The sequence below is a fragment of the Vibrio rumoiensis 1S-45 genome, from assembly GCF_000286955.2.
GTDB lineage: Bacteria > Pseudomonadota > Gammaproteobacteria > Enterobacterales > Vibrionaceae > Vibrio > Vibrio rumoiensis_A.
In genome coordinates this window covers 39,606-52,223 of record NZ_AJYK02000115.1, presented here as the reverse complement: position 1 = coordinate 52,223, position 12,618 = coordinate 39,606, and the positions used below count along the sequence as shown (strand labels likewise).

The 12,618-nt window shown below is 40.5% G+C and carries 12 protein-coding genes; 10 read left to right on the top strand and 2 right to left on the bottom strand.

The genetic code is table 11. The annotated features are described in order from the left end of the window. Positions 1 to 57 precede the first annotated feature (57 nt). The 8 genes from xerD (at position 58) to A1QC_RS15045 (ending at position 9,175) form a co-directional block, all read left to right on the top strand. Positions 58 to 942 (top strand): site-specific tyrosine recombinase XerD, encoded by an 885-nt coding sequence (gene xerD, locus A1QC_RS15080; RefSeq protein ID WP_039836108.1) that lies wholly within the window; start codon positions 58 to 60, stop codon positions 940 to 942. A 61-nt stretch (positions 943 to 1,003) separates the two neighbouring features. Continuing rightward, the gene (dsbC, locus tag A1QC_RS15075) at positions 1,004 to 1,741 is read left to right on the top strand and encodes a bifunctional protein-disulfide isomerase/oxidoreductase DsbC (RefSeq protein WP_017023755.1); all 738 of its coding nucleotides are present in this window, start codon (positions 1,004 to 1,006) and stop codon (positions 1,739 to 1,741) included. After that, positions 1,741 to 2,076, top strand: a complete 336-nt coding sequence (gene yqfB / locus A1QC_RS15070; protein ID WP_017023754.1) for a N(4)-acetylcytidine aminohydrolase — start codon at positions 1,741 to 1,743, stop codon at positions 2,074 to 2,076. Before dsbC ends, yqfB begins: the two co-directional genes overlap by 1 nt. A gap of 16 nt (positions 2,077 to 2,092) precedes the next feature. Further along, the gene (gene recJ / locus A1QC_RS15065; protein WP_017023753.1) at positions 2,093 to 3,862 is read left to right on the top strand and encodes a single-stranded-DNA-specific exonuclease RecJ; all 1,770 of its coding nucleotides are present in this window, start codon (positions 2,093 to 2,095) and stop codon (positions 3,860 to 3,862) included. A 162-nt stretch (positions 3,863 to 4,024) separates the two neighbouring features. Next, a protein-coding gene (gene prfB / locus A1QC_RS15060; protein ID WP_141706030.1) for a peptide chain release factor 2 occupies positions 4,025 to 5,123 on the top strand; the annotation gives its coding sequence in 2 pieces (ribosomal slippage) (positions 4,025 to 4,099 and positions 4,101 to 5,123; 1,098 coding nt in all). 82 nt (positions 5,124 to 5,205) lie between these two features. Continuing rightward, entirely contained in the window at positions 5,206 to 6,729 is a 1,524-nt protein-coding gene (gene lysS, locus A1QC_RS15055; protein WP_017023751.1) for a lysine--tRNA ligase, read from the top strand. 348 nt (positions 6,730 to 7,077) lie between these two features. Next, a complete protein-coding gene (locus A1QC_RS15050) occupies positions 7,078 to 8,424 on the top strand; it encodes a sigma-54 dependent transcriptional regulator (protein WP_017023750.1) in 1,347 nt (448 codons plus the stop codon). A gap of 499 nt (positions 8,425 to 8,923) precedes the next feature. Then, the gene (locus A1QC_RS15045; protein WP_017023749.1) at positions 8,924 to 9,175 is read left to right on the top strand and encodes a hypothetical protein; all 252 of its coding nucleotides are present in this window, start codon (positions 8,924 to 8,926) and stop codon (positions 9,173 to 9,175) included. A gap of 111 nt (positions 9,176 to 9,286) precedes the next feature. Here the strand turns inward: A1QC_RS15045 and A1QC_RS15040 are convergent, their stop codons facing one another. Then, on the bottom strand, positions 9,287 to 10,321 hold the full coding sequence (locus A1QC_RS15040; protein WP_017023747.1) for an NADP(H)-dependent aldo-keto reductase: 1,035 nt from the start codon (positions 10,319 to 10,321) through the stop codon (positions 9,287 to 9,289). Between the two features lie 170 nt (positions 10,322 to 10,491). Here A1QC_RS15040 and A1QC_RS15035 point away from each other — a divergent pair, with 170 nt between their 5' ends. Next, on the top strand, positions 10,492 to 10,800 hold the full coding sequence (locus tag A1QC_RS15035) for a DUF6482 family protein (protein WP_017023746.1): 309 nt from the start codon (positions 10,492 to 10,494) through the stop codon (positions 10,798 to 10,800). Positions 10,801 to 10,814: 14 nt separating this feature from the next. On the opposite strand, the gene mutH is transcribed toward A1QC_RS15035, so the two are convergent. Next, positions 10,815 to 11,486, bottom strand: coding sequence for a DNA mismatch repair endonuclease MutH (mutH, locus tag A1QC_RS15030; RefSeq protein ID WP_026025651.1), 672 nt, complete (start codon positions 11,484 to 11,486; stop codon positions 10,815 to 10,817). A 590-nt stretch (positions 11,487 to 12,076) separates the two neighbouring features. Between mutH and rppH the strand changes: the two genes are divergently transcribed. Next, positions 12,077 to 12,592: an RNA pyrophosphohydrolase gene (gene rppH / locus A1QC_RS15025; protein WP_017023744.1), complete on the top strand. Its 516-nt coding sequence runs from the start codon at positions 12,077 to 12,079 to the stop codon at positions 12,590 to 12,592. Positions 12,593 to 12,618 lie beyond the last annotated feature (26 nt).

Here is a 12,618-nt window from a genome sequence, read left to right as displayed (position 1 = left end):
AAGGTGTCTGCTAAGCAATTTGAAGTAAAGCCTGTGGAAGTAAAGCAATCGACACAGATGTTATTAGTGGAGCGTTTTTTAGATTCTATTTGGTTAGAGCGTGGGCTATCAGAAAATACCGTTCAATCGTATCGTTATGATTTAGAACGCTTAGTCGGCTGGATGATGAAGACTAAGCTTGACTGGAATACGATCAGTAATAGTGACTTACAAGATTACCAAGCTTGGATGGTTGCGCAGGATTTTAAGCAAACTTCCCGAGCTCGCATGTTGTCAGCGATACGTCGTTTTTTTCAGTACTTGATCCAAGAAAAAATTAGAGCCGATGATCCAAGTGCATTACTTATTATGCCTAAGTTGCCAAAGCGCCTACCGAAAGATTTATCAGAACAACAAATTGAAGATTTACTTTCGGCTCCTATTGTCGAAGACCCGATAGAACTGCGAGATAAAGCGATGCTTGAGCTGCTTTATGCGACAGGCTTACGTGTAACTGAATTGATCAGTTTGACGATGGAAAACATGAGCTTGCGTCAAGGGGTAGTCCGGGTTATTGGTAAAGGTGGCAAAGAACGTTTAGTGCCAATGGGGGAGAATGCAATCGAATGGATTGAAACCTTTTTAGAGCAAGGTCGGCCCGCATTATTAGGCGAGAAAAGTTCTGATGTTGTTTTCCCAAGTAAACGAGCCCAGCAGATGACTCGGCAAACGTTTTGGCACCGAATTAAATTTTATGCCGTCCATGCCGGAATTGATGTTGAAGCACTTTCTCCTCACGTTTTGCGTCATGCGTTTGCGACCCATCTTTTGAATCATGGTGCCGATCTCAGGGTGGTGCAAATGCTGCTTGGGCATAGTGACTTATCGACCACACAAATTTATACTCACGTGGCAACTGAGCGATTGAAGCAAATCCATCAAGAGCATCACCCGCGAGCTTAATCAGTCATAGCCTTGTGATTATGGCTCTATTTATTATAACTATTCATTTTTAAGGTGATTCATGCGTTATCTTTCTTTTTTACCGGCAGCTGTGTTATCGGTTGTTATGATGCTAAACAGTGTGGCAGTGCAAGCAGATACCATTGATAAATCTGAGATCAGTTCTCGATTTGGCAAGTTAGGATTAAGTGTTACGGATATTCAACCTTCTGAGATTGAGGGGCTAGCAGAAGTGACGACCAATCAAGGTTTGTTCTTTGCCACTAATAAGGGCGATCATTTCATTCAAGGTAAAATGTATTCTTTAGATAAAGATGGCAACTTTACCGACTTAATGGCAAAAAAATACGCTAAGCAAGTGGAAGGTTTTGCTGATGACATGATTGTGTATAAAGCAAAGAATGAAAAATATGTGGTGACGGTCTTTACTGATATCACCTGTGGTTACTGCGTAAAATTGCACAAAGAAATGCAAAAATACAACGATGCCGGTATTACCGTTCGCTATATGGCTTACCCACGTCAAGGGCCTACGGGCAATGTGGCCGAAACGATGGCTAAAGTATGGTGCGCTGACGATCGCAAAGTCGCATTGGATGATGTGAAATTAAATCGCCGCTTTGATTTTGATTCGAAAAATTTGCCGAAGTGTCAAAAAATGATCGCCGATCAATACGCTTTTGGTTCACAACTGGGAATTAACGGAACGCCTGCTATTTTATTATCAAATGGACAGTTGGTGGGTGGTTACTTACCGGCAGATAAATTATTGCAAACGCTTCAAGCTGCGGGTTTATAATGACCTCATCAGCTACCCCGACTGAGATGACTTTTTTTGCCCGCTTTGAAGCTGATATTTTAGCGGGCAAGAAAACCATTACTATTCGAGATGAAGCAGAAAGTCATTATGTGCCAGGCTCTATTGTGACTGTATCTACATTAGAAGCTGGGCGAGTTTTCTGCCAATTGAGAATCTTGAATGTTGATGCAGTGTTATGTTCGGAATTAAATGACTTTCACGCTGAGCAAGAAAATATGACATTGCCGCAATTACAATCAGTCATTCAAGAAATTTATCCCAATATTGAACAGTTGTATGTGATTCATTACCAGTTGATATCTACATCAAATTAATTAACCAAAGAGTGTTATGACTACTATTACCCGTCGCCCTGATGTTGACCTTTCTCGTTTGCCAGAGTCGATTCCTGCGCTGTTGCGTCGAATTTACTTAAATCGCAATATTGATGATGTGAGCCAACTGGAAAAAGGGGCGAAGGGATTACATTCTTATCAATCATTACATGGCATTAGTTTGGCAGTGGAATTGCTATTTAAGGCAATTAAAGAGCAAAAACGAGTGATTGTGGTGGGAGATTTTGATGCCGATGGTGCGACCAGTTCAGCGTTATCGGTTCTGGCTATCCGTATGTTGGGCAGTCAAAACGTAGATTACCTTGTGCCGAATCGTTTTGAAGATGGCTATGGATTGAGCCCTGATGTGGTGGATCAAGCGATAGAGCTTGGCGCACAGGTGATCATGACAGTGGATAATGGGGTGTCATCGATTGATGGGGTGCGTTATGCCAAAGAGAAAAACTTAACGGTTATTGTCACCGATCATCACCTTCCGGGACATGAATTGCCGATGGCAGATGCCATGGTTAATCCTAATCTCCAACAATGTGCTTTTCCTTCCAAAGCGTTAGCTGGAGTCGGCGTAGCCTTTTATTTAATGCTGGCCTTGCGCGCTGAGATGCGAACACAAAACTGGTTTACTCAGCAAAATATGCCAGAACCTAACTTAGCGGAACTACTGGATTTAGTGGCATTAGGTACGGTAGCCGATGTGGTACCACTGGATGAGAATAACCGAATTTTAGTGCATCAAGGCTTGCAGCGTATTCGAGCTGGTAAAGGCCGCCCCGGTATTGTTGCGCTCATTGAAGTGGCGAAACGAGATGCCAAACGATTAGTGGCTGCAGATTTTGGGTTCGCTTTAGGGCCAAGAATTAATGCTGCAGGTCGGTTAGAAGATATGTCTTATGGCGTCGAGTTATTGCTGTGTAATAACATTCATGCAGCTCGGAGAATGGCCAGTGAGCTTGATAGCTTAAACCTAATGCGTCGTGAAATTGAACAAGGCATGAAGCAAGAAGCCATGGCATTTTGCGAGCGTTTATTGAATGCGAAAGGTGGATTGTCGGATCTATCACAACTGCCTTATGGGTTAACCTTATATCAAGCCGATTGGCATCAAGGTGTGATTGGCATTTTGGCCTCACGCATCAAAGATGAATTTCATCGTCCGGTGATTGCTTTTGCCGATGGTGGGCAACTTGATTCTGGTGAATCTGTGCTCAAAGGCTCGTGTCGCTCAATTCCGGGCTTACACATGCGCGATGTATTAGACCGTATTGATACTCAGCACCCTGGTATCATTCTGAAATTTGGTGGGCATGCGATGGCGGCAGGTTTAACCATTTATCACGATAAGTTTGAGCAATTTAGCCAATTATTTGATCAAGCAGTTAGACACGATCTAGATTCATCTGCTTTACAAGGTGTGGTGTTGTCGGATGGTGAATTAAAACCAGAAGAGTTTTCAATGCATACGGCGGAAGACATTCGCGCTGGTGGCCCATGGGGTCAAGCCTTCCCAGAGCCTATTTTTGATGGTGAATTCAAGTTGCTTCACCAAAAATTGGTAGGGGAGAAACATCTTAAAATGATGCTAGAGCCTTTGTTTAAAGGGCACCCTACTGGGATCATGATTGACGGGATTGCTTTTAATGTTGATCTACGCCGTTGGCCTGATGCTTCGGTAAAAACTGTTCATTTAGCCTATAAACTTGATATTAATGAATTTCGTGGCAATCAATCTTTGCAATTGATGGTTGAGCATCTAAAAGCCAATTAAACTTATTGTCTCTTCATCGCCAGGATTACTTTGCCGATGAAGCGATAAAATCGATGAGAATTTCGTCAATCCACTATGGAAATCCCTGTATCTTCCTTAGTAAGTTAGGTAGAATTCTGCGCTTATAAACGATCCCATTTCTCAAATTAGCGATGAGCCCACATGTTTGAAATCAATCCTATCAAAAACCGCCTTCAGGACGTTGCCGAGCGCACGAATGTTCTGAGGGGGTATCTTTGACTATGATGCCAAGAAAGAGCGTCTAGAAGAAGTCAACGCAGAACTTGAACAACCCGATGTATGGAACGAGCCTGAACGTGCACAAGCGTTAGGGAAAGAACGTGCCTCTTTAGAAGCGGTTGTGGAAACTATTGATCATCTCGATCAAGGTGGTGAAGATGTTGAAGGTTTATTAGAGCTTGCTGTTGAAGAGCAAGATCAAGAAACCTTTGATGAAATCGAACCTGAACTTGCCGAGTTGGAAGCCAAGTTAGAAAAGCTTGAATTTCGTCGTATGTTTGCCGGTGATCATGACGCTTCAGATTGTTATATCGACCTACAATCAGGTTCTGGCGGTACTGAAGCACAAGATTGGACATCGATGATGCTACGTATGTATTTGCGTTGGGCTGAATCGAAAGGATTTAAAACGGAAATCATTGAAGTTTCAGAAGGGGATGTTGCTGGCCTTAAAGGCGCGACAGTACGCATTTCTGGTGAATATGCTTACGGGTGGTTACGCACAGAAACCGGTGTGCATCGTTTAGTGCGTAAATCTCCGTTTGATTCAGGTGGCCGTCGCCATACTTCATTTGCATCTGCGTTTATTTATCCAGAGATTGATGACAATATTCAAATTGATATTAATCCATCGGATTTACGTATTGATGTCTACCGTGCTTCGGGTGCGGGTGGTCAACACGTTAACACCACTGAATCGGCAGTTCGTATTACTCACGTTCCAACCAATATTGTGGTGCAGTGCCAAAATGATCGTTCTCAGCATAAAAACAAAGATCAAGCGATGAAGCAACTTCGCGCCAAATTGTTTGAATTTGAATTGCAAAAGCAGAATGCTGAAAAACAAGCCAATGAAGATTCTAAATCTGATATCGGTTGGGGCAGCCAAATCCGTTCGTACGTATTAGATGATTCACGTATTAAAGATTTACGTACTGGTATTGAAAATCGCAATACTCAAGCTGTGCTCGATGGCGATCTCGATAAATTTATAGAAGCAAGTTTGAAGTCGGGCTTATAAAGAATCCACGACAGAAGACCAACTTGTGAATAACAGAATTATTTTTCTTAACAGAAAACAACTTACTTATTAAGGGCACCTGATGACCGAGTCAAATAGCCAAGATCATATCGATGTAGCAGAAGAGAACAAACTGATTGCTGAGCGTCGTGCAAAACTGGATCACATCCGTCAAAACTGTAAAGCGAATGGCCACCCAAATGATTTTCGTCGTGAGCATTTAGCTGCGGATCTTCAAGCTGAGTTTGGAGAAAAGAGCAAAGAAGATTTAGAAGCATTAAATCATGTTGTGGCGATTGCTGGTCGTGTGATGGCCAAACGTGGCCCATTTCTTGTGATCCAAGAAACATCTGGCCGCATTCAAGCGTATGCTGCAAAAGAAGTGCAAAAAGAATTAAAAGAGAAATACCAAGGTTTAGATATCGGTGACATCATCGGCGTGAAAGGTGCCTTGCACAAATCAGGCAAAGGTGATCTTTACGTGAATATGGAAAGCTATGAATTGCTGACTAAAGCACTTCGTCCGCTACCAGAGAAATTCCACGGGTTAACTGACCAAGAAATGCGTTACCGTCAACGTTACGTTGATCTAATTGTGAATGAAGATTCTCGTACAGCGTTTATCATCCGTTCAAAATTAGTGATGGCTATTCGCAACTTCATGGCGAAAAAATCTTTCTTAGAAGTCGAAACACCAATGATGCATGTGATCCCAGGTGGTGCGACGGCTCGCCCATTTATTACTCACCATAACGCATTAGATATCGACATGTACTTACGTGTTGCACCTGAGCTTTACTTGAAGCGTTTGGTGGTTGGTGGATTTGATCGTGTGTTTGAAGTGAACCGTAACTTCCGTAACGAAGGTTTATCACCTCGCCATAATCCAGAATTCACAATGATGGAATTCTACATGGCGTATGCAGATTACAACGATCTGATGGATCTTACTGAAGAAATGCTAAGTACAGTCGCATTAGAAGTGCTAGGTGCAACGTCAATGCCATACGGTGAAGAGACGGTTGAGTTTGGCGGTAAATATGCACGTATGAGCATGATTGACGCGATCAAACACTACAATCCAGATCATGCCGATATTGCGAATCTAAATGAAGAGACGGTTAAAGATCGTGACTTTATGGTGAAGATTGCAAAATCAGTACATATCCAAGTCGAAAGCTTCTGGACTTGTGGTCAACTTCTTGAAGAGATCTTTGGTGAGACGGCTGAACCTCAGTTGATCCAACCAACTTTTATTACTGGCTATCCAGCAGATATTTCACCACTTGCTCGCCGTAGTGATTCCAATCCGTTCTTCACCGATCGCTTTGAATTCTTTATTGGTGGTCGTGAAGTGGCCAATGGTTTCTCTGAGCTTAATGATGCAGAAGATCAAGATGCACGCTTTAAAGCACAAGTGGATGCCAAAGATGCGGGTGATGATGAAGCAATGTTCTATGATGCGGATTACATTAATGCATTAGAACACGGTTTGCCACCAACTGCGGGTCAAGGTATTGGTATCGATCGTTTAGCTATGCTATTTACTAACACTCACACTATTCGTGATGTGATTTTATTCCCAGCAATGCGTCCTCAAAACTAAGCGTTTTATCTCCTTCGCAACATCAATAAACCCACTATTTTAGTGGGTTTATTATTTTATCTATACTTTCAGCCTATATACGACTGTGACTTTAAGATGCAGAATAATACTGGTTTCACTTTCGATGAAACTCGCATTTTGAGGTGACTTAGATATCACATATCTTTAAATATTATTCGATTTTTTTAGTGAAATAGTCTATGTCTTAATATTGAGACGAACATACATAATAATACCGCTATAGTGAGTATTTTTTCACCAACCTAGTGGGTTAATTAAATTAAGCTTTATTCTCGCTGAAACTCGCATTTTGAAGCTGTTTAGGCATAAATAATATAAGGATGTTTTATGGAAACTCAATTCAAAATGGATTCCGTACCCGGTTCATTATTGGTGATTGGCGGTAAAAATGAAGCATGGTTAGATAAAGTTACTTTAGCTGGGTGGAAGTGTTATCGCTGTGAAGATCTGCGTCTTGGTCAGCAGCAAATAGATAAAATTGGCCCTTGTATTGGGTTGGTGGATCTAAGCGCAGATGATTTTAGCTTAAGTGCTGTGACCTATTTGGTCAGTAATAATAAACAAGTTCGTTGGATGGCTTATATTAAAGATCAGCAATTAACTCATGATCCAATTTGCCAGTTTATTGTGAATTTTTGTATCGATTTTTTCACCGCCCCTATGCCTGATAAATTGTTATTAAGCAGTATTGGTCATCAGCTTGGTATGTTAAAGCTAGAGAAAAAAGTATGGCCAGATAACTCAATAGATAATCAAATTTCTTTAATTGGTGAATCTTTAGTTGTTAAGCGTTTAAGAGAGCAAATTAAACGGATTGCGAATACCGATGCGACTATCATTGTTTCTGGTGAACAAGGCGTCGGTAAAAGTTTAGTGGCTAAATCCATTCATCAGCACTCTCCTAGAAATAAAGCGCCCATGGTCGTGGTGAATTGCAGTGCTTTATCAGAACAGCGGTTTGAGCGAGAAGTCTTTGGTATCGATGTTGAAAATCCACACCCTCAATGTAAAACTAAAATAGAGGCAGCGGATGGTGGAACATTGATTATTAAAGATATTACCGCGCTACCTCAATCTCAACAGCGTAATTTATTGCAATTTTTATCTAATCAATCGATTGAAACTGCTGATGGTATAAAGCCTATCGATGTTCGTATTGTTGTAACCACCTATAAAGATTTAGAGCAAAGTGTTCGAGACCAAGAATTTAATGCCGAGTTATTTTATATCCTGAATATTTTAAAAATTCATGTTTCCCCTTTAAAAGAGCGCAGTGTAGACATTGGATTAATTGCTCATTTTTATGTTCAACAGTTTAGCCGGGAATATAATGCCCAAGCTCGGAGCATTTCACCGCAAGCGATGAAGGTATTAGCTCAATATCAATGGCCAGGAAATGTCCGTGAATTGATAAACCAAGTTAAGCGGGCGGTCTTGATGTCTGAAGGGGGGTTAATTGAACTGGATCATTTCGATTTACCAAAGCAAGCAAGTAAAGCCAGAAGTCTAAGAACAATAAGAGAAGATTCAGAGCGAGATGCTTTACTTTATGTTTTAGAGTCACATGAGGGGCAGGTTGCCTTAGCGGCAAAAGAACTTGGTATTTCACGGGCGACAATGTATCGATTATTAGGCAAGCATAATTTAGTCTCTGAAGGTCGCACTTTAAATTAGTTTTCAAACTCACTTGTTATGAGGATTGTTATTTAGGGTTATTGGCGTTATTAATGCATTCACAAGAGTATATTCTTTATTTGAATGCAATCGTTTGCTTATTCAATCGATTCCTTCTGAATGTTATGTTTATTTTAGGTTAATAAATTGTTTTTATTTGGATCTAAAATTAACGCTTGAATAGCTAACTCAATTGGTTAATATTTAACCGTGAATTGAAGTTCACCAACCATATTTTTAGGATTAATTAGTTACCAGGGAGGCACACTATGAACAATTTTCGTTTGACTACATTTGTGTGCGCCCGATTGGTACGAATTATTAGCCATCATTGTCATTCTATTTCTCTTCGAGTAATGGGTATGAACAGCATGATGACCAATAAACGAAACAACTAATTATTCCGTAACCTTTGGCTGCGGAAATAGCAGCCAACAGGATCCTTATCTGTATTTCCTTTTATGCTGCTATTTTCCCCACAATTATTTTGGAGAAAATTATGCGTCATTCTATTTATATTCAACTCGCTACTTTATTGATTAAAGTGGATATTAAGCGTGAAGAAAATGCTTGGAAGAGAAAGGTACGTCGTTCTCAATATGAAATCCCATGGCACAACGAATATTTATTACGTGATATTGGTTTAGACTCTACAGGTCGCCCATTAGGGGAAGTTTCCCGTTCGCCTGTAAAAGTGGAACGTCGTGTGAGTTTAATGCGTCGATTACTTCAAGCTCGACAGAGTCCATAGAAGTGGGTGTTGGTAAATGAGCTTTTATCAACACCATTAAAAAGGAGGGAGACTCATTGAGTCTCCCTCCTTTTTGATCTTAAATATATTCGTTATTTGTACGTATTTAGTTTAAGGACAAGGGTTTGGGTATTGAGTACCAATTTCGAGAAGCTCTTTCATTAGATCATCAGAAAGCTCAATATCAATACTGTTAATGTTCGCTTCAAGTTGCGGCATGGTGGTTGCACCAATAATATTGGAAGCGACAAATGGCCTTTGGTTGACAAAAGCTAATGCCATTTGAGCAGGATCGATACTGTGTTTATTTGCTAAATCGACATAAGCTTGTGTTGCCGCTTCTCCTTGCGGATTCATGTAACGAACAAAGCGCTCAAATACACTGCAACGAGCACCTTCAGGGCGTGCGCCATTTAAGTACTTACCACTTAATACACCAAAAGCTAATGGAGAATAAGCGAGTAGTTCAACACCTTCGTGATGGCTAATTTCAGATAATCCGATTTCAAAGCTTCGATTCAATAAATTGTATGGATTTTGAATTGATACAATTCTAGGTAAATCATGCTTTTCAGCCAGCCTTAATAATGTCATCACTCCCCAAGGGGTTTCATTCGATACGCCGATGTAACGCGTTTTACCTGCTTTGACTAATTCAGCAAGTGCTTCTAACGTTTCAATAAGCGAGACTTCTTGTTGTTCATCTAAGTGCGGATAATTAAGCTGCCCGAAACAGTTAGTGGTTCGTTGTGGCCAGTGAATTTGATAAAGATCCACATAATCGGTTTTTAAGCGTTGTAAGCTGCTGTCGATAGCCAAGTGAACATTGCGACGATCAAGGCTCATATTGTCACGAATATGCGACATTCTGCCAGGACCTGCTATTTTAGTAGCTAAAACGATCTTTTCACGTTTACCCGATTTTTCTAACCAATTACCGATATATTCTTCGGTCGATCCTTGGGTTTCAGCTTTAGGTGGAACCGGATACATTTCAGCGGTATCAATTAAATTAACCCCACGTTCGACAGCATAATCTAATTGATTGAATGCATCGGCTTGTGAGTTTTGCTCTCCGAACGTCATTGTACCTAAAGATATTTTACTTACTTCAAGGGTTGAATGCGGGATCTTGTGATATTTCATTGCACTTCCTTGGCATGGTATGCGATTGGTTTATTTACAATATATAGGAAAAAATCACTTTCAGTAAGAGAAGAAAGGCAGATGGGTAGAATGTTTATTTTGTTCTAGACTAAATAAAAAGGTACGTGGTTATTCGTTTACTATGTGAGTTATTGACCTTAGGGGGCAGTATGAATAAACAGCAGCTTGATCATTGGCTTCAAGCAAGTCAGAAAGAAGAATGTGAAGCACCAAAAGTGTTTGTTGTGAGTTGTGCTGATCTTTCTCACTATTCTTTAGCGGTTGAATATAAACATAAATTAGAACCTATTTTAGTTAAAGATCAATTAGCCTATTACAGCTCTTTAGAATCGGTTAAAGAGGAATTAAAGAAACTGGGTTTATCGTCAGCGTATTTAAGGCTACATAATGCTTATGATGAATTTGGACATGAGGGTAATATGATCTTTCAAGATATCGAGTTGCATCTGGTATCTTAGTCAGCCTGTTGGATCTAAGTGAGTCCAAGGTGTCGTTTAAGGATCTCACCAGTAAACTGAGTACGTAAATAAAAGCCTCTTGGTAGTGCTTTGATCGGCTGTCCTGCCTCGCTGTATGCTTCGGTTACGGCTTTACTGTTGGCTGCTTTAGGCCTTAACTGCATTACCGCACCATGCTTCGCGGTGATTTGTTCTACATTACCTAGGACAATAAACTCCATCAACTCCTCCCAATCTTGTTTGAGTTGTTGTTCTTCTTCTGGAGTTGGGCTCCAAAGCAGAGGTAAGCCAACTCGACGATCTGCTAATGGGATCTCTCTTTCACCTTCGACTGGGATCCACAATACTTTTGCTAATTTGTGTTTAACATGGCTATGCGCCCAAGTTAAACCATGAACTCCGGTGAGAGGGGCAACACTAACAAAAGTGGTTTCTAATGGTTTACCGTTGTATCCGATCGGGATCGTTTTAAGTTCGATCCCGAGATGCTCAAAATCGGGTTGAGGTTTACTACCAGATTCTGCCCCTAGGTGCCATTCTAGTAATTGTCCAACCCAACCTTTCTCTCTTTTTAAATCTTCAGGTATGGCGATATTGGCTTGTTGGGCCAATAGACCAAAAGGCTTGCCGACAATTTGTTGTGCTCGGTAGAGGAGTTCTTGTTCGGATTGAGGAGGTAATGGCATAACGTACGATTGGCTAGTTGACGATAGGATCATGGTACAACATTTTCTTATGTTGATCTTATTTGTATAACATTAAAGTTATCCACAGGCTAAATGTACAATGAAGTTAAATGGTGAGTTTTGGATCCATTTATTCACATATAGAGTGGGCTTTAAGTGGAATAGATAGATTTTTAACCGGTTTGCAGCGATCCTGTGTGGATAATCTTTAGCGTGGTGGATCTTTAACCGATCTGCGTTCATAAAAGATCCTTTGGATCTTCCTTGTAATTAAACTTACATAATATAAACTTATCTCATTGTTTTTAAATTAAATAGTCTTGTTTCGATTAGCAGTGATAATTTAATTTTATTAGAATGTTAGTGTGGTTTTTTGTCTGTTCTCATTTTCTTCACACATTTATTCACAGAAATAGTGAATAAAGCCACTAATCATTATTATTTATGTTGATAAGTGGTGTGAATACGGGTTTTTATTCAAAAAGTGGGCGTTAGCTAATAAAAAACGCCAGTTTGTGCACTTGAAATTTGCCCCTTTTGTGGATATGTGAAAAAATCAGGTTAACAGAGATTTATATTAGAGGTTAGCCGTGATAGATGGCGATGGTTACCGCTTGAATGTCGGAATTGTAATATGTAACAACCATGGTCAGGTCTTCTGGGCAAAACGATACGGACAGCACTCTTGGCAGTTTCCACAAGGTGGGATGGATGAAGGGGAAACCCCAGAACAAGCCATGTATCGAGAGTTGTATGAAGAGGTTGGTCTTACTAAAAAAGATGTGAAGATCATCGGGATAAGCAGGCACTGGTTGAAGTATAAATTACCAAAGCGCTTGGTTCGATGGGATTCAAAACCGGTTTGTATCGGACAAAAACAGAAATGGTTTTTACTGAGATTAGAGTGTGATGAAGCAAACATTAACATGACTCGAGGTCGAACCCCTGAATTTGATGGATGGCGTTGGGTAAGCTTTTGGTACCCAGTTAGGCAAGTTGTTTCATTTAAACGCGATGTTTATCGACGGGCAATGAAGGAGTTTGCGGCATTTGCTATGCCTTTTCGAGAGCCTAAAATAAAAGGTAAACGTAAACTGCGTCGATAATGATGCCTTATGCTGATGACTGATGG

Coding starts and splice junctions, on each gene's coding strand:
- yqfB (WP_017023754.1), top strand. CDS start 1,741: ATGACCTCATCAGCTACCCCGACTGAGATGACTTTTTTTGCCCGCTTT.
- recJ (WP_017023753.1), top strand. CDS start 2,093: ATGACTACTATTACCCGTCGCCCTGATGTTGACCTTTCTCGTTTGCCA.
- dsbC (WP_017023755.1), top strand. CDS start 1,004: ATGCGTTATCTTTCTTTTTTACCGGCAGCTGTGTTATCGGTTGTTATG.
- A1QC_RS15035 (WP_017023746.1), top strand. CDS start 10,492: ATGAATAAACAGCAGCTTGATCATTGGCTTCAAGCAAGTCAGAAAGAA.
- lysS (WP_017023751.1), top strand. CDS start 5,206: ATGACCGAGTCAAATAGCCAAGATCATATCGATGTAGCAGAAGAGAAC.
- A1QC_RS15050 (WP_017023750.1), top strand. CDS start 7,078: ATGGAAACTCAATTCAAAATGGATTCCGTACCCGGTTCATTATTGGTG.
- xerD (WP_039836108.1), top strand. CDS start 58: ATGTTATTAGTGGAGCGTTTTTTAGATTCTATTTGGTTAGAGCGTGGG.
- mutH (WP_026025651.1), bottom strand. CDS start 11,486: ATGCCATTACCTCCTCAATCCGAACAAGAACTCCTCTACCGAGCACAA.
- A1QC_RS15040 (WP_017023747.1), bottom strand. CDS start 10,321: ATGAAATATCACAAGATCCCGCATTCAACCCTTGAAGTAAGTAAAATA.
- A1QC_RS15045 (WP_017023749.1), top strand. CDS start 8,924: ATGCGTCATTCTATTTATATTCAACTCGCTACTTTATTGATTAAAGTG.